Genomic DNA, 22,125 nt, shown 5'->3' with positions numbered 1-22,125 from the left:
GTCGCCGGCGCCGGCCAAAGGTTGAAAGGGTGGTGGTGCCTTTACTGCAAGGCGACAGCGGTCATCTCGACGCGCAAATCGGGATCGGCGAGGCGGGCTTCGACGCAGGCGCGGGCCGGCGGGTTGGCCGGATCGATCCAGGCATCGTAGACCGAGTTCATGCTGTCGAAGTCGGTGATATGAGGCAGGAAGACGTTGACCGCGATCAGCTTCGACCGGTCGGAGCCGGCCTCCTTCAGCAACGCGTCGATCTTGGCGAGCACCTGCTGGGTCTGCGACACGATGCCAGCCTTGCGGTCATCGGCGACCTGGCCGGCGATGTGCACCATTCCGCCTGCGGCGACGGCCTGGCTCATGCGCGAGCCGACGACATAACGTTTGATCATCTCGAAATTCTCCTCGTGAAGGTTGGCTCCCGCATTGGTGCGGGAGCCGTGTGCTGGTTCACAGCGTCGGCAGCGTCTGCTCTTCCTTGAACCACCTCAGTTGCAACGCGCCGAGCTTGCCGTTGAGCTTGTTGAAGAAGATGTCGGTGTTGATCCAGTTGAGCAGGTTCTGCTCGCCCTGGCGCACGCCGACATGGGCCGGCGACTGGCGGATCAGGAATTTCAGCTCGACCTCCTTGGTCGGGTTCTGGTCCTGCACCTTCAGCGCGATGGCGCTGTTCTCGGCGAAGGTATCGGCTTGTCCGGCGAGGAACGCGGCGAGTGCGGCCGGCGTATCCTCGAAACGCACCAGCTTCACCTTCGGGGCGTTGTCGGTGAGCCAGACGTCGAGGGTCGAGCCCTTGGCGACCGCGACGCTGCGGCCGTCGAGATTGTCGGGCTTCTTGCCGGTCGCCGCTGGAATTGCCTTGGCGCCGTAGACGCCGAGATTCACCACGGCATAGGGCTGCGAGAACATTACCTGCTGGGCGCGCTCGGGCGTCGCGCCGAGGCCCGCGATCAAAATGTCGATCTTGTCGGAGAGCAGGCTCGGGATGCGCGCTGCGCCCGTCACCGGCACGAGCTCGAGCTTGACGCCCATGTCGGCGGCGATCAGCCGGGCGAGATCGGCGTCGAGGCCCGCGATCTCGCCCTTGTCGTCCTTGAAACCCCACGGTGCGGCATCGGTCAGCAGGCCGACGCGCAGCTTGCCCGCGCCGAGCACGTCCTGGAGCTTGTCGGCCTGTGCGAGGGTGGGGGCAGCGAGCACGGCGAGCACCGTGGCTGCGATCGCAAAGAGGGATTTTAGTGGTCTCATGGCTCTCTCCTGATCGGGGATTGGTGGATGGTTATTTGGCGGACGCGATGAAGCTGGCGAGCTCGGGGGTTTCAGGATTGGCGAACAGTTTGGCCGGCGGTCCCTGTTCCCAGACGCGGCCCTGATGCATGAAGACGATGCGGTTGGCGACGTTGCGGGCAAAGCCCATCTCGTGGGTGACGAGGATCATGGTCATGCCCTGCTTCGCCATCGCTTCCATCACCTTCAGGACTTCGCCGACGAGCTCGGGATCGAGCGCGGAGGTGACCTCGTCGAACAGCATGAGGTGAGGGGCCATGGCGAGGCACCGCGCGATGGCGACGCGCTGCTGCTGGCCGCCGGAGAGCTGCTCCGGCCAGGCGTCGATCTTGTCGGCGAGGCCGACCCTGGTCAGCACGTCCTCGGCCAGCGCCCGCGCGCGGGCCTTTTCGATGCGGCCGGTCAGAAGCGGAGCCAGCGTGATGTTGCGCTCGACCTTCAGGTGCGGAAACAGGTTGAAAGCCTGGAACACGATGCCGACGCGCTGACGGAATGCCTTCAGGTCAGGCATCCTGGCGTGGACCTTCTCGCCCTCGACGCGGATCTCGCCGGAATCGACGGTCTCCAGTGCATTGATGCAGCGAAGCAGCGTCGACTTGCCCGAGCCGGAGCGGCCGATGATGGTGACGATCTCGCCTTCCTCGACGTCGAGCGAGACGCCCTTGAGCACCTCGACTTTGCCGAATGTCTTGTGCACGTCGCGGATTTCAACGAGAGCCATCGAGGCGGGCCTCCAGGGAGCGGGACCAGAGCGTGAGCGGCAGGCACAGCGCGAAATAGATCGCAGCGACCAGCGCGTAGGTGAGCAGCGGCTGGAACGTCGCCGCGCTCACCACCTGGCCGGCGCGGGCAAGCTCGACGAAGCCGAGGATCGAGGCGAGCGAGGTGCCCTTGATGAGCTGCACCAGGAAGCCGACGGTCGGCGGCAGCGACAGCCGCAGCGCCTGTGGCGCGATGATGTGACGGAATTGCTGCCAGGCGGAGAGGCCGAGACAGCTGCCTGCCTCCCATTGCGCCTGCTTCACGGCTTCCAGCCCGCCACGCCAGATCTCGCCGAGGAAGGCCGCGGTGTAGAGCGTGTAGGCGACGGTCACGGCAACGAGGGCCGGCACCTGGATGCCCAGGAACATCGGCATGCCGAAATAGAAGAAGAACAGCAGCCCGAGCAGCGGCACGCTTTGGACGATCTGGATGCACGCCGCCATCGTCCAGCGCAGGCCGGCGAAGCGGCTGATGCGGCCTGTGGCGAACGCCAGCGCCAGCGGCGCACCGAAGGCGAGCGCGAGCACGACGAGCGCGACGGTCCAGCGCAGCGCCGCGAACAGCGAGACGAAGTCGATGAGGGTAAAGGATCGCATCGCTTTCCCCTCAGCGCCGCCGCGGCCAGCGGAAAGCCGCCAGACCGATGATGGCGAACAGCGCCTTGAACGACATCGCCATCGCGAAATAGACCACGCAGATCACCGCATAGACCTCGAAGCTGCGATAGGTGCGGCTCTCGATGAAGCCCGCGACATGGAACAGCTCATCGGCGGCGACCTGCGAGGCGAGCGAGGTGCCGAGCAGCAGCAGGACGAACTGGCTGGTCACGGCTGGATAGGCGTTGCGCAGCGCCGGCGGCAGCAGGATGTGACGGAACACCTGCCAGCCGGACAGGCCAAGGCACTGGCCGGCCTCGATCTGGTTCTTCGGCACGGAGTCGAGGCCGGCGCGGATGATCTCGACCGAGTAGGCGCCGAAATAGAGCGACAGCGCGACGGCGGCGGCCTCGAACGCCGGCAGCTTCAAGCCGAAGTTCGGCAGCACGAAGAAGACGATGAAGATCTGGATCAGCGACGGCGTGTTGCGGAACAGCTCGATATAGCCGCGCACCAGCCAGCGCTGTGGCGTGATGCGCCCCTTCAGCGCGACCGCGCCGGCAACGCCGATCAAAAGCCCGGCCAGCGCCGCGATCACCGTCAGCTCAAGCGTGACGATGGCGCCGTCGATGAGCTGGTTCTGATAGCGCCACAGCGGCAGGAAATTCATTGCGCGCGCCGCCTCAGCCGAACTGGGTGGGGAGGGCGCGCGTCACGACGCCGTCGGCGTCGAGGCCGAGGACGACGCGCCAGCGGTCGAGGCAGGTGCAGGGATGCGAGATACCGAAGGCGATGATGTCGCCGACCCCAAGCGTGCTATCGGGCGCAACAGACAGGAATGCATGCTGGTCATTGAGACGGGTGACCGACAAGGTCTCGGCGAGCCCTTGTTGTTCGACGCCGTCGCGGAAGGCGCGTAGCGGCACCGGCAATCCCTGATCGAAGGATGCATCGCGCATGCCGAAGCCGGCGATCGCGAGGCCTGCTTCCGGCCGCGACAGCACCTCGGCCCAAAGTGTCAGCGCAGGCCGGAAACCCTCGGTCGCCGAGTGCCGCGCGCCGTCGATGGCGAGACCCTCGCGACGGTCGAGCTCGGCAAAGGCCCGCGCGTAAATGCCGTGATCGGCGAAGAACAGCGCGCCTGAGCGCAGCAGGACGCTGGCGTTGCCGTCCGCCTGCGCGCTTGGTGCGAGCGCGCGGGCGACGACGTCGAAATAGGCCGAGCCGCCGGCGCTGATGATCAGCGGCCGGCCCGGGGCGGCATGACGCACCAGCGCGAAGGCCGCGATGGTGCGTTCCATCAGCGCCGCGATCGCGCGCATCGTCTCGTCGGCATCGGGCGTTGCGACCGCGCCTTCGTAAGTGGCGACGCCGCCGAGTATGAGCCGGTCGGCCGCGAGCACGGCTGCGATCGTCGCTTCGACCGCGGCGCGATCGCGCGCGCCGGCGCGGCCCGCGCCGAGCTCGACCAGCACGGACAATTCGCTGCGGCCCGCAATCCGGGCCGCTTCGGCCAGTGCGGCGACCGCCGCCGGTGAATCCGCGAAGGCGTGAAATTCGACGTCGGGATAGGCGCCGAGCAACGCACCGAGCCGCCGGCCGGCCGCGAGCCCGCCGATCTCATTGGCCAGCAGCAGGCGCCGCTCGCCGCTCGCGAGCAGCACGGCGGCCTGCTGGATGTTGGCAACCGTCGTGCCCCAGGCGCCGGCCTCGCGCAGCGACAGGGCGAGCTCCGGCGACATCGGCGTCTTGGCGTGGGGCGCAACGCTGACGCCGGCGCTCTCGCACCAGCGCAGGAAGAGGTCGCGATTGGCCGCGAAGGCGGCCTCATCGAGGGTGAGCGCGGGCAGGGCAAGATCGCCGCGAGAAGGCTGCCAATTCTGGCCGGCGATCTCCTCGATCGGCAGGCCATCGACCAGGGGGATGCCCCGCGTGGTCGATGAAAGACGTTGGCTCTCCCACCGGGACAAGAACTGCATCGTCGCTCCCTCAGCGGCCCCTCGACCGCTCAGGAACGATATGTCGGAATGACAACGTTGTCATTAGGGTATTTTAGCCAACTCAAGCGTGAATTCGGTGCAGTGAGGTAACTGGGTAAGGTGTTGTGCCCGGGAATTGGGCTAGTGCTCGCCGCCCATCTGGGCGAGCAGCTCCTCGATATCGACATCGACCTGGCCTGCGGCCCTGACGTGCCGAACTTCAAAACTGTTTGGCCGGAAGCGATATTCGACGAGCCCGACTTCCTTGATCGCGATCCGGTCCTGGCGCGCGTTGTTGATCCTGAAGCCGGCCGACGGCGCCCAGACATGGCGGGTGTGACGGTAGGTAAAGTCGCGCCGCTGGTGCACGTGCCCGCTGGCGATGAGGCGCAGGTCCACAGTCGAGAACATCTCGATCAGGCGCGCGCGTGCCGGCTGCGGCACGTAGCGGATCGAGGTCTCCGGCGTCTCGGGGTCGTCGGGCAGGTTGAGAAACATCGGCTTGTGCACGAACAGCGCGATCGGCCTGCCGTTGATGCGCGCCATTTCCCGGGACAACCAGTCGAACTGCTCGGCTTCGAAGGCGAGCCCGGAATTCATCACCAGCGAGTTGAGGCCGATGAAGTGCCAGCCGGCCGCTTCGAACGACCAATGGTCCTCGCCGATGATGTCGCGGAATTGTTGGCGGTGCTTTTCCTCGACCGGCGGCTTCGGCGCAGGCCCGATCGCGGTCGGATTGTCGCCGATGTCGTGATTGCCGGGGAGGTAGCGGCAGGCGACGGGCAGGGCGGCGTGCAGGCTCTTGGCGAATTCGACATCGTCGCGACTTGTCGGCCCGTCGAAGGAGACGTCGCCGGTGTTGACGACGAGGTCGGGCCTATCAGCGTCGATGTGCTCGCTGACGCGATCGAAATTTGCGATCAGGCCGGGGAAGCGCCGGCCGAGATGGGTGTCGGAAATCTGCGTCAGGCGAAATTCGGACATGGGACCAGCATACGCGTTGTCGCACGTCGGAACGATGACGGCGCGCGCATGCATCGCGATGAAACAAAGTTTAAAGCACGCGATAGCGGATCGTGTAGGCGTCCTGCGGCGCGCCGCTGCCGGTTGCCGGCGAGGCGATGCGGTCGGCGAGGTGCCAGGGCCCGAACTGCTCGGACCGGTGCGGCTCGGCGGGCAGGCGGAGGCGGAATTCAAACGTGCCCTTGCCGGGCAGGTTTACGACCAGCACGCGGTCAGCGGTGCGGTGGTTGAGCGCCACCGCGCCGCGCAGCACGGAGCGGCCATCACCGAGCTCGCGCACGCCGTCGACCAGCGCCAGCGTCTGGTTGCGGTCGGTGTGCAGCTCGATCTGGCTGTCGGACACCGCCGTCAGCGTTTCCCTGGGCATCCGGATCTCGAACTCGACCGCCGGCTTGGAGGGATTGAGGCCGAGATAGGCCAGCGCGGCGTGGCGCATGTCGTAGGCGGCAAAGGCGAACAGCGCGAGCGCGGCCAGAGTGGCGAGGCCATGCCTGACGACGTCGCGCCAACTGCGGTAGCTCAGGCGGAAGTACACTGTCATCGCCAGCGCCACCGCGAGCGCGGCCGCGATTCCCGCGAGTGCCGACATCAGGACGCCGAGCCGGCCGTCCCCGGATTCGGTCAAAAGGCTGGTGAGGGTGTTCATGTCAGTCTCTTGGCGCTAGCTCGCCTGGCGCCCGCTCAGAGGGGCCGAAATCGCTCTAACTATCGGCATTTGGTCGCAGGATCTGGAACGCCGGTTCAACTCGTTGATTGTCAGCGCCAGCAGTCGCGGCTAATGACGGTCCGCGGTGTTCCGCCTTACGGGAAAGTTCCGATGTCCATCCAAATGGTTCTGCTGCCTGTCTTCGTGCAGGTCGGTCTCACCTTCGCAGTCCTGATCGGAATGGCGCTGGCCCGCCGGCGCTCGCTGGTTTCCGGCGAGACCAAGAGCCGCGACATTGCCCCGGGCGACCAGTTCGAACTGCCGGTGCTGTTCTACGCGCTGATCGCGCTGGCGCTGCCCTTGCGCCATGCCGATCTCTTTATCGTGCTGATGTCCTGGGTGTTCGTGGTGACGCGCTTTGCCCATGCCGGCGTGTTCGTGTCCTCCAACGATCTCGGCCGGCGCTCCACGATCTGGCTCGCCGGCGTGCTTGTGCTGCTGGCGATGTGGATCTACTTCGCGCTGAAGATGCTGTTGTTGATCTAGGTGCGCGCATGATCCGGAAAAGTGGATACCGGTTTTCCGACAAGATCATCCGCAAAGCAAAAATAGCCAATCCTGATCTGAAAGATTCAAATGACTCCCGCTGCCCGGCTGTCCGCAGCCATCGAACTGATCGACACCATCGAGAAGGACCGCGTGCCGGCGGCCAAGGCGCTGAAGGAGTGGGGCACCGCGCACCGCTTCGCCGGCTCCGGTGACCGCGCCGCCATCGCCGGCCTGGTCTGGGACGTGCTGCGCCGCTATGCCTCGAGCGCCTTCCTGATGGATGCCGATACCGCGCGCGCCCGGCTGATCGGCATGCTCCGCCTCGAGCGCAACATGGACGCGGCCACCATGGGCGCGCTGTTCGACGGCAGCCGGTTCGCACCGGCGCCGCTGACCGAGGCCGAGCAGGCCGCGCTGGCCTCGCGTTCCCTCAAGGACGCGCCGGCTGCGGTCGCCGGCGATTATCCGGACTGGCTTGACCCGTATTTTGCGAAAGTGTTCGGCGAGGAGCGCGCCGTGGAGGCGGCTGCGATGGCGAGCCGGGCGCCGCTGGATTTGCGCGTCAACACGCTAAAATCCAACCGCGACAAGGTGCTGCGGGGGCTTGCTCATCTTCATGCGGAACCGACGCCATGGTCCGCAAACGGCCTGCGCATCGAGCTTTCGGCCGATGCGCGCAATCCCGGCCTCCAGGCGGAGGAGGATTTCATCAAGGGCGCCGTTGAAGTTCAGGATGAGGGATCGCAGCTTGCGGCCGGCTTCACCGCGGCAAAACCCGGCGAGCAGGTGATCGATCTCTGCGCCGGCGCCGGCGGCAAGACGCTGGCGCTCGCGGCCCTGATGCAGGGCAAGGGGCGGCTGATCGCCACCGACAGCGACAAGCGCCAGCTCGCCCCGATCCACGAGCGCCTGTCGCGCGCCGGCGTCCACAATGCCGATGTCCGCACGCCCAAGGGCGAAGCCGATCCGCTGACCGACATCAGCGGCACCGCCGACCTCGTCGTGATCGACGCGCCCTGCACGGGAACAGGCACCTGGCGCCGCAATCCCGACGCCAAATGGCGCATGCGCCCCGGCGCGCTGGAGATCCGCCTGCGCGACCAGGCCGGGGTGCTGGAGCGTGCCGTGCCGCTGGTCAAGGCCGGCGGCCGGATCGCCTACATCACCTGCTCGGTGCTGGCGGAGGAGAATGGCGAGCAGGTGAGGGCGTTCACCGCCCGCCATCCCGAATTCGCGGTCGTGCCGCCCGAGCAGACCGCAAGCGTGCTCTGGGACAAGGCGGAGGATTTCGCAAAGGCCGCGCTGCAGTCGGACGAGGGCTGGCTGATGACGCCGCGGCGGACGGGGACGGACGGGTTCTTCGTCGCGGTGCTGAAGAAGAGGGGCTGATCTTGCTCCGCCGTCATTCCGGGGCGCCGCAGGGCGAGCCCGGAATCCATCGCGCGGCCGTCTCTGCGGTTCCATGGATTCCGGGCTCTCGCTACGCGAGCCCTGGAATGACAAGGGGCAAACAAAAGCCCCGCGAACCGAAGCTCGCGGGGCTTTCTAACTCGACGTTCTGCCGGTACGTCCGTGGTCAGAACGATGCGTGGGCGTTAGCCGACGCGGAGATTGTCAGCCGACGACTTGCCGCTGCGGCGGTCGGCGACGATGTCGAACGAGACCTTCTGACCTTCGTTGAGGGAGGAGAGGCCGGCGCGCTCGACCGCGCTGATGTGCACGAACACGTCCTTCTGGCCGTCGTCCGGCTGGATGAAACCATAACCCTTTTGGGTGTTGAACCACTTCACGGTGCCCATAGCCATGGGAATTTCCTTTAGTTAGTTAAAAGAGGATACGCACGTGGACCGGTACGCGGAATTGCGCCCATGATCCTTTTCAGTCGATGTTTGGAGAAGTCATCTGAAGCGTGCGCGCCCGTCTGAAACGAAGCGAAGCGGCCCAGTCGTTCGGCCAAGTATCGATGATCACAATATAGCGAGAATTTGGGGCTACTTCAAGGCAGTACCCGTGGCCCGGCATGTCGCGTGGCTTTGCTATTTTGCGGTGCAAATAGGGGCCGCCGCGCGCCTTAGTCCACGATGAAGAGCGTCGCGCCGGTGGCCGTCGAGGACCGGTGCGCGGCGTCGCCGAAGTCCGAGACCTGGTAGCTCATCCCCGCGGTGAGCTTGAATTTCCGCCCGTCGCGCAGCTCCGAGTCGAGCTCGCCCTTGAGCACGTAGAGCACGTGGCCGCGGTCGCACCAATGGTCGGCGAGATAGCCCGGCGAATACTCGACCATCCGCACCCGGAGATCGCCGATGTTGAGCGTGCGCCACAGCGCTTGGCCGGTCTCGCCGGCATGCGTGGTCGGCGCAACCTTGCTCCAGTCGGTGACGGTGAAGGGGGAGGTCGGGAGCTTCATCGTGGAATCCTGTCTCAGAGCCGGCGGGCGCAGTGCTAGCGCACGAATCCGCGCAAGTCTTCTCCAGATTCCGGTGAGGCGCTAGCGCGTCGCCGCACAGCCGGCCGGCGCTTCGATCCTGCTGGCGGTGATGACCCAGACCAGCAGCGCAGCGGCGCTGATTCCGGCGCCGAGTATGCAGACGCCGCTCCAGCCTGCCGCGGCATACACGATCGTCGATGCGATCGCGCCGGTGGCGCTTCCAATCGAGTAGAACACCATGTAGCCGCCGACGAGGCGGCTCGCGGCATCGGGGCGCGCCGCGACCATCAGGCTCTGGCTGGTCACGTGCACGGCCTGGATGGCAAAATCGAGCATGATCACGCCGGCAATGAGGAGCCAGAGCGAGGTTTGCAGGCAGGCGATCGGGGCCCAGGCCGCCAGCATCAGCAAGAGCGAGAGCCCGGTGGTGCGCTGGCCCCAGCCGAGGTCGGCGAGGCGGCCGGCGTTGCGGGCGGCGAGCGCGCCGGCGACGCCCGCGATCCCGAGCGCCCCGATCGATGTGTGGGACAATGCGATCGGAGGCGCGGAAAGCGGCAGCACGATCGCGTTCCAGAACACGTTGAGATTGGCGAAGATCAGGAACGCGAACAGGGCGCGCTCGCGCACGATCCGCTCCTCGAACAGCGCGGCGGTCGAGCGGAGCAGCGCCAGATAGGCGGCCCCGGTCAACGCCGTCCGCCGGCCGTGCGGCAGCACGCGCAGCAGCAGCGTCGCCATGGCGAGCATCAGGCCGGCCGAGACCAGGTACACCAGGCGCCAGCCGCCGATATCGGCGAGCGTGCCCGCGGCGAAGCGTGCGAGCAGGACCCCGGCCACGACGCCGCTCGTCACCGTGCCGATGGCTCCGCCGCGCTCGGCCGGGCGTGCCATCGTGGCGGCAAGGGCGACCAGCACCTGAATGACGACGGCGAGCACGCCGACCAGCACCATGCCCGCGAGCAGAACCGCGGCATGCGAGGCCGTGGCGACAATGATGAGGGCAACGGCCGACAGCGTGGTCTGGCCGACGATCAGGCGCCGGCGGTCCCAGAGATCGCCGAGCGGCACGATCAGGATCAGGCCGAACGCGTAGCCGATCTGGGTGAAGGTCATGACCATGCCGATCGCGGCCGGCGCAATGCCGAAATCCTGCGCCATCGCATCGAGCAGCGGCTGGGCGAAATAGATGTTGGCGACGCTCAGGCCGCAGGTCAGCGCGAACAGCAGCGCCATCGGGCGCGACAGCCCGCGCCCGGCGATCTCGCCGGCTTCGCCTGGGCCGGCGACCGCAAGGTCCTGTCCCGAGTTTGCCCGCACGTCCTCGTTCGTCGTCATCGTCATCTCCCGGCGCATTCGATCTGGTTCTATAAAAAGACCAGTTGCGCGCGGCGCTGTCCAGTCTTATTTTAGGACCAGTTGGGAGGCGCCATGAAGCGGACCGGTTTTGCCAAGGTTGAATGCCCGGTGGGGCGGGCGCTGGACGCGATCGGCGACTGGTGGTCGCTGCTGATCGTGCGCGACGCGTTCGACGGGCTGCGCCGGTTCGGCGATTTCCAGACCAATCTCGGCATCGCCAAGGGAATGCTCAGCGCGCGCCTGCGCAAGCTGGTGCAGCTCGGCGTGCTCGAGCTGGTTCCCGCTTCCGACGGCAGCGCCTATCAGGAATATGCCCTGACGCGAAAGGGCCGCGACCTGTTTCCGGTCGTCGTCTCCCTGCGCCAATGGGGCGAGGCGCACCTCTATGCGCGCGGCGAAGCGCGTTCCGACCTGGTGGATCAGACGGGCCAGCCGGTCGGGCAACTGGTGCTGCCCTCACGCACCGGCCGGCCGCTGACATGGTCGGATACGAAGGTGCGCAAGGTCGGCGCACGCAAGCGCTGACGGCGCCGTTGCCGGCGCGAGCTCTCTCCTCCGTCATTGCGAGCGCAGCGAAGCAATCCAGAATCTTTCCGCGGCGACAGTCTGGATTGCTTCGCTACGCTCGCAATGACGCTTGTGGCACGCTCGCGCCTCACTCTCACTGTCATCGCCCGCCTTCGCGGGGAATGACAGCGGTAGGCGAGGCGACACCGCTCAATGCGCCAAATGGTTCGCCGACCCCTGCACGACCAGCCCCGCATCATTCACCCGCAGATATTCGCAAATCCGCTTCCCCCGCTCGTTCTCGTAAAACACCACGACGCTATCCGGGCTGACGAACAGGTCGATCAGCGTAAAATGCAGCTCCGGCAAAAGCCCGAGCGCCTTGCCCCAATACGCCCGCAACGCGTCCTTGCCGCGCACGGTGCCGCTGGCATCGAACCCCATCGCGGGGATGCGGTCCGAGGTCATCACGGCCGCCTCGTCGTAGAGCGTGAGCACGCGCTCGAGATCGCGCGTGTTCCAGGCCTCGACCCAGGTCCGGCCGAGCGCGGCAAGCGTCGATGGCTGGTGGTGCGGTGACATGGCATCCTCCCTGATTGGCCCCTTGTTGGCGTGCGGGGCAAATTAGGTCAATAATACTTACCTATATGCGTTTGTCCATGCCCAAAGAAGAATGTGGGCGCGCGCATCGCGCGGTTGCGGGCAGGGGCACGGTCGCGTATTTGCTGGCCATGACAGCAGCACAGAACGACCGCTCCGCGTCGACGCCCTCCGTGGCCTCGGCGCACGACAAGATTCTCATCGTCGACTTCGGCAGCCAGGTGACGCAGCTGATCGCGCGTCGCGTGCGCGAGGACGGCGTCTATTGCGAGATCGTCCCGTTCAACAAGGCCGAAGACGCCTTCAAGGAGATGAAACCGAAAGCGGTGATCCTCTCCGGCGGACCCGAGTCGGTGCATGAAGCCGGCTCCCCCCGCGCCCCGCAATTGATCTTCGCCTCCGGCGTGCCGGTGCTCGGCATCTGCTACGGCCAGATGACCATGGCGGAGCAGCTCGGCGGCACCGTCGAGGGCGGCCATCACCGCGAATTCGGCCGCGCCGATGTCGAGGTCAAGGCGCCGAGCAAGCTGTTCGAGGACGTCTGGTCGCCAGGCGGCAAGAACCAGGTCTGGATGAGCCATGGCGACCGCATCACCAAGATGCCGCCGGGCTTCTCGGTGGCCGGCACCTCGCCGAACGCGCCGTTCGCGATCATCCAGGACGAGACGCGCAAGTACTACGGGTTGATGTTCCACCCCGAAGTGGTACACACGCCCGACGGCGCAAAACTGATCCGCAATTTCGTCCGCAAGATCGCGGGCCTCTCCGGCGACTGGACCATGCGCGCCTTCCGCGAGGAGGAGATCGCGAAGATCCGCGCCCAGGTCGGCAAGGGCAAGGTGCTCTGCGGCCTGTCCGGCGGCGTCGATTCGGCCGTCGCGGCCGTCTTGATCCACGAAGCCATCGGCGACCAGCTCACCTGCGTGTTCGTCGACCACGGCATGCTGCGCCTCGACGAAGCTAAGACCGTGGTGGACCTGTTCCGCCACCACTACAACATCCCGCTCGTGCACGTGGATGCCTCCAAGCAGTTCTTGGGCGAGCTCGAAGGCGTCACCGATCCCGAAACCAAGCGCAAGACCATCGGCCGCCTCTTCATCGAGGTGTTCGAGGCGGAGGCGAAGAAGATCGGCGGCGCCGACTTCCTCGCGCAAGGCACGCTCTATCCCGATGTAATCGAGAGCGTCTCCTTCACCGGCGGTCCCTCGGTGACGATCAAGTCGCACCACAATGTCGGCGGTCTCCCCGAGCGAATGAACATGAAGCTCGTCGAGCCCCTGCGCGAGCTGTTCAAGGACGAGGTGCGCAAGCTCGGCTACGAGCTCGGCCTTCCCGAAATCTTCGTCGGCCGCCACCCGTTCCCGGGCCCCGGCCTCGCCATCCGCTGCCCCGGCGACATCACGAAGGACAAGCTCGACATCCTGCGCAAGGCCGATGCCGTCTACATCGACCAGATCCGCAAGCACGGCCTCTACGACGACATCTGGCAGGCCTTCGCCGTGCTGCTCCCGGTGAAGACGGTCGGCGTCATGGGCGACGGCCGCACCTACGACTACGTCGTGGGCCTCCGCGCCGTCACCTCAACCGACGGCATGACCGCGGACTTCTACCAGTTCGACATGAAGTTTCTCGGCGAGACCGCCACGCGCATCATCAACGAGGTGAAGGGCGTGAACCGGGTGGTGTACGACGTGACGAGCAAGCCGCCTGGGACGATTGAGTGGGAGTAGGGGGCAGCAGTGCCTATTCAATCTCTGCCCTCACTCCGGAGAGGCGGCGGCGCGTAAATCATGGGATTTGGGGTATTCATCCATCGATCGGACTCGATCTACGATGACAGCCCAGCTGAACGATATCAGTTTCCCAGTCAGTATCTCGGCCGTGTTGAAGATTGCGTCGGTGATTGGATCATCTACTACGAACCTCGCAAAGTAGCCGAGACGCGCGGCTATTTTGCGATTGCTCGGGTTCAGCAGGTTATTCCCGATCCCGGTACTTCGGGGATGTATCTCGCTCTGATTGAACCCGGAAGTTACCTAGATTTTGCCAATTCGGTTTCCTTCAACGGGCCAACTGGTCCTGTGGAACGCGGCGTCTTGAATGAGCAGGGGCGGATTTCAGGACGTGCTCAGTCGGCAGTCCGGCCAATCTCGGCGGACGATTTCAATAGAATACTCGAGCTTGGATTCGCGGAAGGCGCACCGCTGCTGCCCCGCGTTGATGCTGATGTTCGGCTGTCTCAACTCGATGAAAAAGAACAGGCTCCATTCATATTTGAGCAGCAGCGCGATCGCATCAGCCTGACGGTATCCAGAGTTCTGCGCGATCGAGTTTTTCGTCGGATCGTGCTGCGTGCTTACGACGAGCGCTGTGCCATTACCGGGTTGAAGCTCATTAATGGAATGGGGCGCGCAGAGGTCGCGGCGGCGCACATTCGACCTGTGGAGGCGAATGGACCGGACATCGTGAGCAATGGGATCGCTCTGTCCGGTACCGCTCACTGGATGTTCGACCGTGGCTTGATCAGCATGGGTGATGATCTGGAAATCTTGATCTCGCGCCAGACAAACGATCTGGAAGGAGTTCGATCGGTCATCAACAAGACCGGTCGCGCGCTCGAGCCAAGAAGGCCGTCGGATCGGCCTCATCCGCATTTTCTGAAGTGGCACCGCGAGCATTGCTTTAAGCAATGAGGTAACGGTGACAGTGCTGGACTGCACCCCTGAAGTGAGACACGATAATTTCAGTGACAGGCATTTCAAGGATGACCTGTGGCAGGACAAGGAAAGAACCGTCAGTTTCCGACGGCCTACAAGATAAAGGCGATCAAGCGGGTTGAGAGAGGCGACGGCGTTCTGCCCGTAGCCCGTGAACTCGGAATTTCTCGCAAGATTCTCCACGACTGGATCAAGGCGTGGAAGGCCGATGGGCCAGACGGGTTGAACCGCAAGCGCGGACCCAAGCCTGGCCCCCGCAAGCTGAAGCCGCCAGCGACGTACAACGACAAGCGCTCGGCCCTCGTGCTCGCCAAAGCGCGTATCGCCGAGCTCGAAGGGCTGGTGGGTCGCCAGCAGATGGACCTCGATTTTTTTCGGCAAGCCTTGCGCGCCTTGGAGCGGCCGGCAGCGCAAGGCAAACCCGCATCCGCATCATCGAAGTCATCCAAGCGATGACTTCGCAAGCAACAGACTCAAACGTCGACGTGCAGCGACTATGCCGCCTCGCGGGCCTGCCGCGCGCTACGTATTACCGTCATCTCGCCAAACGCAGCAGCGAGACAGCCGAGTGCGAGCTGCGCGACGTGATCCAGCGCATCTGCCTCAAGCACGTCTTCTACGGCTATCGGCGGGTGACCGCGGCTCTCCGGCGCCAAGGTATGGTGGTGAATGCCAAGAAAGTTCAGCGGCTTATGCGCCAGGATAATCTGCTCGCACAGCGCAGGACGCCGTTCCTGAAGCCGCCTGCAGAACGACCATCAAGCGTTCTCGTCATCCCCAATCTGGTCCGCGGCCTAGTGCCATCCGCACCCGATCAGATCTGGGTCGCCGACATCACCTATGTCCATCTCGCCAAGACCTTTGCCTATCTCGCCGTCATTCTGGATGCCTTCTCGCGCAAGGCTGTCGGCTGGGCTTTTGAAGATACGCTCGATGCCTCACTCGCCATCGCTGCACTGGAGAAAGCCATCGACGCCCGGAAGCCGGCACCCGGCAGCCTGATCCATCACTCCGATCGCGGTGTGCAATACGCGTCCATCGCCTATCGCCAGCGACTGGCCGATCGCGACATTACCATCAGCATGAGCAGGCCGGGCAATCCCTTCGACAACGCCAAGGCCGAAAGCTTCATGAAAACGCTCAAGGTCGAGCAGGTCAACGGCAGGACCTTTACCGATCTGGGCGACGCCCGCCGCCACATCAACAGCTTTATCGCGGAGGTCTACAACAAAGAGCGCCTGCACTCGGCGCTCGGATATCAGTCGCCCCTTGAGTTCGAAGCCGCGTTCGCGCAAAACAAAGCGCGATAACGCATCGTGACAACCCCGCTGTCACTGAAATTATCGTGTCTCACTTCAGGGGTGCAGTCCAGTGCACTAATTAGTGCACCGTCACCGTTACTCGCAGCGCACCAGTTAGTTTAGCACTGCCACCGTTACTGCGCTCGAAAGGCGCCGATTACTGCTCCTTCCTGAACAAGTCCTGGAAGATCAGCTGCCCCCAGATGCGGCCGCGTGCGTGCACCAGCGCGCCGCCCTCGTTGAGCTTTCCCAGCTTGACGGGTGCGAACCCGAGTTGTTTGGCCAGGGCCACCACGGGAGCGGTCGCGTCCTCGTCGTCGCTGGACAAAAAGACGACCCGGTGGCCGCCCTCGACGATCGGATCGGCAGCCAGTTTGGCCGCAGCCAGGTGATTGAAACCTTTCACCAGCCTGGCACCGGTGAACGCCTTCGCGACGAAGGCGGAGGACAGGAGGCCGTCCAGCTCCTCAGGGGGGACCAACGCGTTCATCGCGTCGATGACCGTCTTGCCTTTCCAGTTCGGCAGGGCCTTCGCAACCTCGCGATGCTCCCCGAACGGGACCGCCAGGATGATCGTGTCGGCCTCGAGTGCGTCCCGCAGCGACCTTGCGACGACCGAGGGTCCAATCGCCCGGGCCTGCGGCGCCAACGCCTCGGGCGGCCGGCGGCTCGCGACTGTTACGTCGATGTTCTTGCGGGCGAAGGCGTGGGCGAGGGCCTGGCCTACTTTGCCGAATCCGACAATTGCGTAGCTCATGATGTTTCTCCGATCCGTGTTGATGTTGATTTGCGGGCGCTTCAGATGGCCGAGAAGCCGCCGTCGACAGACAGCTCCACGCCGTTCACGAAGCTGGAATCGTCTGACGCCAGAAACAGCGCGACCGCCGCGATTTCCTCAGGCTGGCCCATCTTTCCCCTGGGGATCAGGGATTCGAACATCCGCTTCGCCTCTTCGGTGAGAACCTGGTCCTGCATCGGTGTGGCGATCGGCCCCGGGCTCAGCACGTTTACCCGGATATTCCGGCCCTTCAGTTCGTTGAGCCAGGTGCGTGCGAATGAGCGCAACGCCGCCTTGCTCGCCGCATACACGCCGTAACCGGGAAAACCCTTCACCGACGCAACAGACCCGGTCATGAAGATCGATCCGCCATCGCGAAACAGCGGCAGCGCCTTCTGAACCGCAAACAGCGTGCCGCGCGTATTCAGGTCGAAGGTCGCATCGAAGTGCTGCTCGGTAATCTCGCCCAGCGGGACGGCTTCGCCCGTGCCGGCGCTCGCGTACAGCACGTCGATCCTGCCCTTGTCCCGCTTGACCGTGTCGAACAGACGGTCGAGGTCGTCGAGATCGGCTGCGTCGCCGCGCACGCCGGTCACGTTCCGGCCAATGAGTTTGACCGCCTCGTCGAGTGCCTGCTGCCTCCGGCCCGTGACGAAAACATAGGCGCCTTCTTCAACGAACCGCCTGGCGCTTGCCAGCGCCATGCCGCTCGATCCACCCGTGACGACTGCAACCTTACCTTCAAGCTTTCCCATGACTTCTCCTTCAGACTCCGTCTTTGGCCGATCGGGGAGGCCCCCGAGGACCTCGACATAGGTCCGCCGGCGTCGGGCGTTGAGTGTGGAAGCGCGCACATCGGTGGTGCGTAATCGATCCGGCTGGACGACTGATCTTTGCCGCGACGATCGGTGTCCGCCGTTCGGAATGGGGCCTCAGTCGTCGACATCGGCCACAATGACCGCCATATACCGTTCAATGTGCTCGATACGGGCTTTTGGAAGGCGCACCACGCGGTGCCGGATTGCACCATGATCGACTGGGATGACGTTCGTTATTTTCTTGCCGTCGCGCGCGGAGGCTCGGTGCGGGCCGCCGCCGAGCGCCTCGATGTGAACCACGCGACCGTGCTGCGACGCATCGCCCAGCTGGAGGAGCGCCTCGGTGTGCGGATGTTCGAAAAGCTGCCTTCGGGCTACCGCCTGACGGCGGCGGGGGAGGAGGTGCTCGAGTTCGCGGACCAGATGGAGGCGTCGTCGCACCAGCTGGAGACGCGCGTCCTCGGTCGCGACCAGAGCGTGCGCGGGCCTCTGCGGGTGACGCTGGCGCCGCCGCTTGCGACACACCTGCTCATGCCTGATTTCGCCGAGTTCGCGCGCCTGCATCCGGACATCGAGATGGACATCGTGTCGTCCGGCGAGCTCGCAAATCTGACCAACCGGGAGGCCGACGTCGCGATCCGCGTCGTCTACGACCGCAAGACCCTGCCGCTCAATCTTCACGGCGTGAAGGGACCGGATGTGTTCGGCGGCGTCTACATGTCCCGCGAACGCCTGGCCGCGTCGCGCGCGGCCGCGCCTGATTCCATGCGATGGATCGTCATCAGCATTCATGGAATCCCGGACTGGGCCCGCGAGGTTCGCACCACGGGGGTTCCGTTCAGGACCACGGACGCCGAGGCGCAGCTCGTTGCTGTCAGGCAGGGGGTCGGGATCACGACACTGCCGTGCTTCGTCGGAGACGCCGACCCCCTGCTGGTAAGGGTGCCGGGCACCGACCTGCACATGTACGGAACGCTCTGGCTCCTCACGCAGGGGGAGACGCGCAAGACGAAGCGCGTGCGGCTCTTCACCGAGTTCGTATCCCGCAGGCTCGCCGTGTACGCGCCGCTGCTCGCGGGGCTGTCCCTATCGCGCGACTGACGCGCGGCAAGTGGCCGGCGACGCTTGCCGTAATCCGGTCGGAAGCGCAACTGCGATCGCTTGAAGCGATGTCGTTCAGCCTGCACATTCGCGCAGCAAGGTTGTGATTTTCGAATCAAGATTTCGGGCGACGGAGAGTGCGTCCGAATTGCCATAAGGCAGCAGAAAGCTCTCCATCTTGTCATAAGAGACATGGACGCCATCGGAGCGCTCATCAACGAGCACCGTGACTGGAGCGTAAGACCCGGCATCGGGCACGTGCTTGACCATCTCTTTCATGATGAGTGGATTACCGACCACAAACCGCATGATCTTAGGTTTCATGGATCCAGATTCGCGACGCAGAATGTCGCCCAAGTCGAATTCCGCGAAGAGCATGAGGTCCGTTCGGCCGAGCCCGCTTCGCACAACGCGCTCCAAATCCGGAAAGGAGTTTGTCGCCCTCGTCTCCTCGAAAAATTCGACCATATTGGGTTGTCCGATCGCCGACTTGAAGGCGGCCACGACAGCATCGAATGGTCTAGAGCTCGCGAGGCTGAAGCGCTCCACTTCGACTTTAGCGACTGCCATTTGTCCTCCGTAAAAACTCTCATTGATAAAGTTCGTTTGATCGCGATGTCGTCGAGTGTCATTCAGCCGCGGGCTGTGAATCCAGGAATGTGCGGACGTGGCTGACGAACGTTTCGTGGTGCTGAAACAGCGCGCCGTGCCCTGAATCGGGATAAAGGACCAACTGAGCGTTACTTAGTTCCTTAAACATTGCGTAGGCGTTGTTCGCAGGCAGCATGGTGTCGTGGCTGCCGCTGACCACAAGAGCGGGCTGGCGGATAGCGCGCAGAATGGCGTGCCCGGGATCAGGCGTGGCGCACCAGGTGATCAGCGCCTTTGCCTGTGGATCGGTTACCGCGCTGCCGTTATCGGTGTCCCGATCGTCCTTGCGCACCTTGGTTCTCTTCAGGAAGGCCAAGCCGGAAGACCGACTGGCGGATGAATTCGTGAAGAACAGCGGCAGCCGGGGGTCCGGCACATCGGTTTGGGAAAACGCTTCCCGCAGCACCGCTAACAGGTGTTCCTCTCCGCCTTTCGGCGCGGTACCGACGAGTATGAGCTTGCGGACCAGCTGTCCATGCTCGGCGGCGATCTGCTGAGCGACGCAGCCGCCGAGGGAGAAGCCAAGCAGGTCGACTTCGAGGAAGCCGAGCGAGTCGATGAAATCCACGGCGTCTCGTGCCATCGCCGCGACGGTGTCGGGCGTTTGGCCGGTCGAGCGGCCGACCCCTGCGTTGTCAAAGGCGATCACGGGGCGATCGACGGCCAGAGCGTTGACGACGGCCGGGTCCCAGGCGTCGATGTTGCCCGAGAAGTGCTGCAGAAGAATCAGCGGAGTTCCGGTCGCCGGGCCGAGACGGCGATAGGCGAAGCGAATTCCGTTGCCTTCGATGTAAAGGGTTGGCGCCGTTTCGAGTGTCGCGGCGTCCTGGCTCGCGATGTCGGGTTGAGTCATGTCATCCTCCGGATGCTTGGCATAAAATAATCGAGTTGGGGGACCGGCGTGGCGCGGCGACCGAGGCATCTCTCCAGGATGTCGCTGGCGCCTCTGCGGCTTTGACGGGTTTGCGCCGTCGCGGTCCGAGACGTTCTGCATTCCTTTGAGCGAGCGTGTGCGCTCCCGGCGCGACAGCGCCGGGAGCGGCACCGTCACTTCGCGAGCGCTGCCTTTTCGATGACCTCGGCGACTTGCTTCGCATGGACCACGAGCGAGGCATGGCTGCCGGCGACCTCCGTGATCTGAGCCTTCATCCTGGTTGCGAACAACTTCTGGGCCTCGGGCGCGATCACCTTGTCCTTCGTGGTGATGACGTAGAACGTCGGCTTGTCGCGCCAGGCCGCAATGCTGACGGGGGCCTCGAACGCAACGTGATTCAACGGAAGCTGCGAGTTGGCGAGGTGCTCGGCGATCTCTGGAGGAAGCTCAGCCGCGACGGCCGACGGAAACACCTTGGGGTCGATGTACAGATTGCCCTTCGCGTCGGGATGGATCGCATTGCCGCCTTCGGTCGGCGGGCCGGCCTTGGCCAGCGATGCCAGGGATTCGCCGACCTCTGGCGCGAACGCGGAGACATAGACCAGCGCCGAGACCTTGGGATCGTTGCCGGCCTGCGTGATCACCACGCCGCCCCACGAATGGCCGACCAGAACGGTTTTGCCGTCCTGCTTCGCGAGCGCCTGCTTGGTGGCATCGACGTCAGCGGCGAGCGAGGTGAGCGGATTTTCCACGAGCGTGACGCGGTAGCCCTTCTTCGTGAGAATATCGGCAACGGGCTGCCAGCTTGTCTGGTCCACGAACGCGCCGTGCACGAGCACGATGTTGTGGGCTGCTCCCTTGGGCAGTTCGGCGGAATTGGCGGAGCCGACCAATGTCGTTCCGGCCAGGAGGACAGTGGCGGCTGAGAGTAGAATATTTCGCATTGATTGTTCCTGTTGATATGGCGGACGGAATGAGGTCCGGGGGAATGGACAGGCGTTTCCAGCGAGCTCGCGGTTTCTTCCACCCGCCGTTGGCGAAATGGTTGCCGCACGTGATGTCGGCCCGCCGCGACATGACCTAGTTCGCGGGCTTTTCGGTCGATAGGGATCAACCGTCCGGATGTTGTGTCCGATCGTCCACCCGACTAACTTCGGCGGCATGGACATCCTCGCCCAAGTGCTCGATCGCGTTCGCCTCGGTGGCACGCTGCTCTTCCACTTCGAGCTCGGCCATCCCTGGAATTTGGAGCTGCCGGCGCGCCCCTACGCTTTGTTTCACTATCTCAGCCGGGGCTCGGCGACCCTCAAGCTCGAACAGGGACAGGAAATCCAGATGACCGAGGGCGATTTCGTCGTCATCACACGCGGCGAGCCCCATGTGTTTTATTCGGATCGCCGGGCCAAGCCTTTGCGGATCATGGATATCGATCGAGCGTCGTCGCGGTTTGGCGTCATTCGTCACGGCAGTCGCGCAAAGCCGCTCTCGACCATGATCTGCGGCAATTTCACGGTGTCGCGGCCCTCGTTCGGCAGCGTGCTGGAGCTGCTTCCGCCCGTGCTTCTGCTGAAGCCGACCGCGGACGGCGGCTGGCTCGAAGCCATCCTGCGCCGCATGGTCAGCGAGTCCGCGCACGAGCGTCCCGGCCAGCGCGTCGCGCTCTCGCGCCTGACGGAAGTGCTGTTCGTCGAGGCGCTCCGTAGCTGGATCGCGTCCCTCAGTCCCGGCCAGGGCGGCTGGCTCGGGGCCATATCGGACCCGCATATCGGACCTGCGCTCAAACTGATCCACGAAAACCCGGAGCGGCCCTGGACGCTGAGCGATCTCGGCCATCGCGTGGGGCTCGGCCGCTCGGTATTTTCGGCCCGCTTCACCAGGCTGGTCGGCCAGTCCATGCATCGTTATGTGATCGAACGGCGGATGGCGGAGGCGGCGTTCCTGCTCGAAACCAGCGATGAGCCCATCGCACGGATCGCGAGCCAGGTCGGCTACGAGACAGCGGCGGCGTTTTCAAAACTGTTTCATCGACATCATGGCATGTCGCCCGGCCGCTACCGGGCCGCTCAACGCCTCGATGGAAGCCAAGGTCAACCGCACGGTTCGGAAGTGCACGGCTCGGAAGTGAAAGTCTCCGATTGAACGTGCGTCAGTTTCTTCGTCG

General features: G+C 64.5%; 26 protein-coding genes. 9 read left to right on the top strand and 17 right to left on the bottom strand.

From position 1 onward, the window contains the following. Positions 1-41: 41 nt before the first annotated feature. From BJ6T_RS28130 to BJ6T_RS28095, 8 genes are all read right to left on the bottom strand, one after another. The gene (locus tag BJ6T_RS28130; RefSeq protein WP_014495921.1) at positions 42-386 is read right to left on the bottom strand and encodes a RidA family protein; all 345 of its coding nucleotides are present in this window, start codon (positions 384-386) and stop codon (positions 42-44) included. Between the two features lie 58 nt (positions 387-444). Beyond that, entirely contained in the window at positions 445-1,242 is a 798-nt protein-coding gene (locus tag BJ6T_RS28125) for a transporter substrate-binding domain-containing protein (protein ID WP_014495920.1), read from the bottom strand. A 31-nt stretch (positions 1,243-1,273) separates the two neighbouring features. Further along, a complete protein-coding gene (locus BJ6T_RS28120) occupies positions 1,274-2,002 on the bottom strand; it encodes an amino acid ABC transporter ATP-binding protein (protein WP_014495919.1) in 729 nt (242 codons plus the stop codon). After that, positions 1,989-2,639, bottom strand: a complete 651-nt coding sequence (locus tag BJ6T_RS28115; protein WP_014495918.1) for an amino acid ABC transporter permease — start codon at positions 2,637-2,639, stop codon at positions 1,989-1,991. Before BJ6T_RS28115 ends, BJ6T_RS28120 begins: the two co-directional genes overlap by 14 nt. A 10-nt stretch (positions 2,640-2,649) precedes the next feature. Further along, the gene (locus BJ6T_RS28110; protein WP_014495917.1) at positions 2,650-3,309 is read right to left on the bottom strand and encodes an amino acid ABC transporter permease; all 660 of its coding nucleotides are present in this window, start codon (positions 3,307-3,309) and stop codon (positions 2,650-2,652) included. A gap of 13 nt (positions 3,310-3,322) precedes the next feature. Next, positions 3,323-4,618: an amino acid deaminase gene (locus BJ6T_RS28105; protein ID WP_014495916.1), complete on the bottom strand. Its 1,296-nt coding sequence runs from the start codon at positions 4,616-4,618 to the stop codon at positions 3,323-3,325. 141 nt (positions 4,619-4,759) lie between these two features. Continuing rightward, the gene (locus BJ6T_RS28100) at positions 4,760-5,602 is read right to left on the bottom strand and encodes a metallophosphoesterase family protein (protein WP_014495915.1); all 843 of its coding nucleotides are present in this window, start codon (positions 5,600-5,602) and stop codon (positions 4,760-4,762) included. A 70-nt stretch (positions 5,603-5,672) separates the two neighbouring features. Then, entirely contained in the window at positions 5,673-6,287 is a 615-nt protein-coding gene (locus BJ6T_RS28095; RefSeq protein WP_014495914.1) for a hypothetical protein, read from the bottom strand. A gap of 171 nt (positions 6,288-6,458) precedes the next feature. Here BJ6T_RS28095 and BJ6T_RS28090 point away from each other — a divergent pair, with 171 nt between their 5' ends. Beyond that, positions 6,459-6,833: an MAPEG family protein gene (locus BJ6T_RS28090; protein WP_014495913.1), complete on the top strand. Its 375-nt coding sequence runs from the start codon at positions 6,459-6,461 to the stop codon at positions 6,831-6,833. Positions 6,834-6,923: 90 nt separating this feature from the next. Further along, complete coding sequence (locus BJ6T_RS28085; RefSeq protein WP_014495912.1) at positions 6,924-8,225, top strand: RsmB/NOP family class I SAM-dependent RNA methyltransferase; 1,302 nt, start codon at positions 6,924-6,926, stop codon at positions 8,223-8,225. A gap of 206 nt (positions 8,226-8,431) precedes the next feature. Here BJ6T_RS28085 and BJ6T_RS28080 read toward each other — a convergent pair whose 3' ends face one another. From BJ6T_RS28080 to BJ6T_RS28070, 3 genes are all read right to left on the bottom strand, one after another. Beyond that, positions 8,432-8,641, bottom strand: a complete 210-nt coding sequence (locus BJ6T_RS28080; RefSeq protein ID WP_008141931.1) for a cold-shock protein — start codon at positions 8,639-8,641, stop codon at positions 8,432-8,434. A 266-nt stretch (positions 8,642-8,907) separates the two neighbouring features. After that, the gene (locus tag BJ6T_RS28075) at positions 8,908-9,240 is read right to left on the bottom strand and encodes a DHCW motif cupin fold protein (RefSeq protein ID WP_014495911.1); all 333 of its coding nucleotides are present in this window, start codon (positions 9,238-9,240) and stop codon (positions 8,908-8,910) included. Positions 9,241-9,321: 81 nt separating this feature from the next. Next, entirely contained in the window at positions 9,322-10,596 is a 1,275-nt protein-coding gene (locus BJ6T_RS28070) for an MFS transporter (RefSeq protein WP_014495910.1), read from the bottom strand. Between the two features lie 93 nt (positions 10,597-10,689). Between BJ6T_RS28070 and BJ6T_RS28065 the strand changes: the two genes are divergently transcribed. Further along, the gene (locus BJ6T_RS28065; protein WP_014495909.1) at positions 10,690-11,142 is read left to right on the top strand and encodes a winged helix-turn-helix transcriptional regulator; all 453 of its coding nucleotides are present in this window, start codon (positions 10,690-10,692) and stop codon (positions 11,140-11,142) included. A 192-nt stretch (positions 11,143-11,334) separates the two neighbouring features. On the opposite strand, the gene BJ6T_RS28060 is transcribed toward BJ6T_RS28065, so the two are convergent. Continuing rightward, on the bottom strand, positions 11,335-11,706 hold the full coding sequence (locus tag BJ6T_RS28060) for a nuclear transport factor 2 family protein (protein WP_014495908.1): 372 nt from the start codon (positions 11,704-11,706) through the stop codon (positions 11,335-11,337). A gap of 149 nt (positions 11,707-11,855) precedes the next feature. On the opposite strand from BJ6T_RS28060, the gene guaA reads away from it, so the two are divergent. The 4 genes from guaA to BJ6T_RS28040 all read left to right on the top strand — a co-directional run bounded on the left by guaA (position 11,856) and on the right by BJ6T_RS28040 (position 15,751). Further along, positions 11,856-13,454: a glutamine-hydrolyzing GMP synthase gene (guaA, locus tag BJ6T_RS28055; RefSeq protein ID WP_014495907.1), complete on the top strand. Its 1,599-nt coding sequence runs from the start codon at positions 11,856-11,858 to the stop codon at positions 13,452-13,454. A 60-nt stretch (positions 13,455-13,514) separates the two neighbouring features. Continuing rightward, positions 13,515-14,417, top strand: a complete 903-nt coding sequence (locus BJ6T_RS43965) for an HNH endonuclease (RefSeq protein WP_014495906.1) — start codon at positions 13,515-13,517, stop codon at positions 14,415-14,417. 78 nt (positions 14,418-14,495) lie between these two features. Then, on the top strand, positions 14,496-14,897 hold the full coding sequence (locus tag BJ6T_RS28045; protein ID WP_014493360.1) for a helix-turn-helix domain-containing protein: 402 nt from the start codon (positions 14,496-14,498) through the stop codon (positions 14,895-14,897). Further along, entirely contained in the window at positions 14,894-15,751 is an 858-nt protein-coding gene (locus BJ6T_RS28040) for an IS3 family transposase (protein ID WP_014493361.1), read from the top strand. The genes BJ6T_RS28045 and BJ6T_RS28040 overlap by 4 nt, the downstream gene beginning before the upstream one ends. Before the next feature lie 148 nt (positions 15,752-15,899). Here the strand turns inward: BJ6T_RS28040 and BJ6T_RS28035 are convergent, their stop codons facing one another. Beyond that, positions 15,900-16,499, bottom strand: coding sequence for an NADPH-dependent F420 reductase (locus BJ6T_RS28035; RefSeq protein ID WP_014495905.1), 600 nt, complete (start codon positions 16,497-16,499; stop codon positions 15,900-15,902). Between the two features lie 41 nt (positions 16,500-16,540). Next, the gene (locus BJ6T_RS28030) at positions 16,541-17,275 is read right to left on the bottom strand and encodes an SDR family NAD(P)-dependent oxidoreductase (protein ID WP_014495904.1); all 735 of its coding nucleotides are present in this window, start codon (positions 17,273-17,275) and stop codon (positions 16,541-16,543) included. 273 nt (positions 17,276-17,548) lie between these two features. Between BJ6T_RS28030 and BJ6T_RS28025 the strand changes: the two genes are divergently transcribed. Beyond that, positions 17,549-18,439 (top strand): LysR family transcriptional regulator, encoded by an 891-nt coding sequence (locus tag BJ6T_RS28025; RefSeq protein ID WP_028169595.1) that lies wholly within the window; start codon positions 17,549-17,551, stop codon positions 18,437-18,439. A gap of 75 nt (positions 18,440-18,514) precedes the next feature. Here BJ6T_RS28025 and BJ6T_RS28020 read toward each other — a convergent pair whose 3' ends face one another. From BJ6T_RS28020 to BJ6T_RS28010, 3 genes are all read right to left on the bottom strand, one after another. Next, positions 18,515-19,009 (bottom strand): DUF302 domain-containing protein, encoded by a 495-nt coding sequence (locus BJ6T_RS28020; RefSeq protein ID WP_014495902.1) that lies wholly within the window; start codon positions 19,007-19,009, stop codon positions 18,515-18,517. 58 nt (positions 19,010-19,067) lie between these two features. Further along, positions 19,068-19,943 (bottom strand): alpha/beta fold hydrolase, encoded by an 876-nt coding sequence (locus BJ6T_RS28015; RefSeq protein WP_014495901.1) that lies wholly within the window; start codon positions 19,941-19,943, stop codon positions 19,068-19,070. Positions 19,944-20,137: 194 nt separating this feature from the next. Next, the gene (locus tag BJ6T_RS28010; protein WP_028169594.1) at positions 20,138-20,908 is read right to left on the bottom strand and encodes an alpha/beta fold hydrolase; all 771 of its coding nucleotides are present in this window, start codon (positions 20,906-20,908) and stop codon (positions 20,138-20,140) included. Between the two features lie 217 nt (positions 20,909-21,125). Between BJ6T_RS28010 and BJ6T_RS28005 the strand changes: the two genes are divergently transcribed. After that, a complete protein-coding gene (locus BJ6T_RS28005; RefSeq protein ID WP_028169593.1) occupies positions 21,126-22,103 on the top strand; it encodes an AraC family transcriptional regulator in 978 nt (325 codons plus the stop codon). The last annotated feature ends 22 nt before the right edge of the window (positions 22,104-22,125 follow it).

The sequence above is a fragment of the Bradyrhizobium japonicum USDA 6 genome (genome assembly GCF_000284375.1).
Lineage (GTDB): Bacteria > Pseudomonadota > Alphaproteobacteria > Rhizobiales > Xanthobacteraceae > Bradyrhizobium > Bradyrhizobium japonicum.
This window is presented reverse-complemented; position numbering and strand designations above follow the sequence as displayed.

Bases quoted from the DNA above. Each gene is read 5' to 3' on its own strand.
- BJ6T_RS28130 (WP_014495921.1), bottom strand. From the start codon at position 386: ATGATCAAACGTTATGTCGTCGGCTCGCGCATGAGCCAGGCCGTCGCC.
- BJ6T_RS28125 (WP_014495920.1), bottom strand. From the start codon at position 1,242: ATGAGACCACTAAAATCCCTCTTTGCGATCGCAGCCACGGTGCTCGCC.
- BJ6T_RS28120 (WP_014495919.1), bottom strand. From the start codon at position 2,002: ATGGCTCTCGTTGAAATCCGCGACGTGCACAAGACATTCGGCAAAGTC.
- BJ6T_RS28115 (WP_014495918.1), bottom strand. From the start codon at position 2,639: ATGCGATCCTTTACCCTCATCGACTTCGTCTCGCTGTTCGCGGCGCTG.
- BJ6T_RS28110 (WP_014495917.1), bottom strand. From the start codon at position 3,309: ATGAATTTCCTGCCGCTGTGGCGCTATCAGAACCAGCTCATCGACGGC.
- BJ6T_RS28105 (WP_014495916.1), bottom strand. From the start codon at position 4,618: ATGCAGTTCTTGTCCCGGTGGGAGAGCCAACGTCTTTCATCGACCACG.
- BJ6T_RS28100 (WP_014495915.1), bottom strand. From the start codon at position 5,602: ATGTCCGAATTTCGCCTGACGCAGATTTCCGACACCCATCTCGGCCGG.
- BJ6T_RS28095 (WP_014495914.1), bottom strand. From the start codon at position 6,287: ATGAACACCCTCACCAGCCTTTTGACCGAATCCGGGGACGGCCGGCTC.
- BJ6T_RS28090 (WP_014495913.1), top strand. From the start codon at position 6,459: ATGTCCATCCAAATGGTTCTGCTGCCTGTCTTCGTGCAGGTCGGTCTC.
- BJ6T_RS28085 (WP_014495912.1), top strand. From the start codon at position 6,924: ATGACTCCCGCTGCCCGGCTGTCCGCAGCCATCGAACTGATCGACACC.
- BJ6T_RS28080 (WP_008141931.1), bottom strand. From the start codon at position 8,641: ATGGCTATGGGCACCGTGAAGTGGTTCAACACCCAAAAGGGTTATGGT.
- BJ6T_RS28075 (WP_014495911.1), bottom strand. From the start codon at position 9,240: ATGAAGCTCCCGACCTCCCCCTTCACCGTCACCGACTGGAGCAAGGTT.
- BJ6T_RS28070 (WP_014495910.1), bottom strand. From the start codon at position 10,596: ATGACGACGAACGAGGACGTGCGGGCAAACTCGGGACAGGACCTTGCG.
- BJ6T_RS28065 (WP_014495909.1), top strand. From the start codon at position 10,690: ATGAAGCGGACCGGTTTTGCCAAGGTTGAATGCCCGGTGGGGCGGGCG.
- BJ6T_RS28060 (WP_014495908.1), bottom strand. From the start codon at position 11,706: ATGTCACCGCACCACCAGCCATCGACGCTTGCCGCGCTCGGCCGGACC.
- guaA (WP_014495907.1), top strand. From the start codon at position 11,856: ATGACAGCAGCACAGAACGACCGCTCCGCGTCGACGCCCTCCGTGGCC.
- BJ6T_RS43965 (WP_014495906.1), top strand. From the start codon at position 13,515: ATGGGATTTGGGGTATTCATCCATCGATCGGACTCGATCTACGATGAC.
- BJ6T_RS28040 (WP_014493361.1), top strand. From the start codon at position 14,894: ATGACTTCGCAAGCAACAGACTCAAACGTCGACGTGCAGCGACTATGC.
- BJ6T_RS28035 (WP_014495905.1), bottom strand. From the start codon at position 16,499: ATGAGCTACGCAATTGTCGGATTCGGCAAAGTAGGCCAGGCCCTCGCC.
- BJ6T_RS28030 (WP_014495904.1), bottom strand. From the start codon at position 17,275: ATGGGAAAGCTTGAAGGTAAGGTTGCAGTCGTCACGGGTGGATCGAGC.
- BJ6T_RS28025 (WP_028169595.1), top strand. From the start codon at position 17,549: ATGATCGACTGGGATGACGTTCGTTATTTTCTTGCCGTCGCGCGCGGA.
- BJ6T_RS28020 (WP_014495902.1), bottom strand. From the start codon at position 19,009: ATGGCAGTCGCTAAAGTCGAAGTGGAGCGCTTCAGCCTCGCGAGCTCT.
- BJ6T_RS28015 (WP_014495901.1), bottom strand. From the start codon at position 19,943: ATGACTCAACCCGACATCGCGAGCCAGGACGCCGCGACACTCGAAACG.
- BJ6T_RS28010 (WP_028169594.1), bottom strand. From the start codon at position 20,908: ATGCGAAATATTCTACTCTCAGCCGCCACTGTCCTCCTGGCCGGAACG.
- BJ6T_RS28005 (WP_028169593.1), top strand. From the start codon at position 21,126: ATGGACATCCTCGCCCAAGTGCTCGATCGCGTTCGCCTCGGTGGCACG.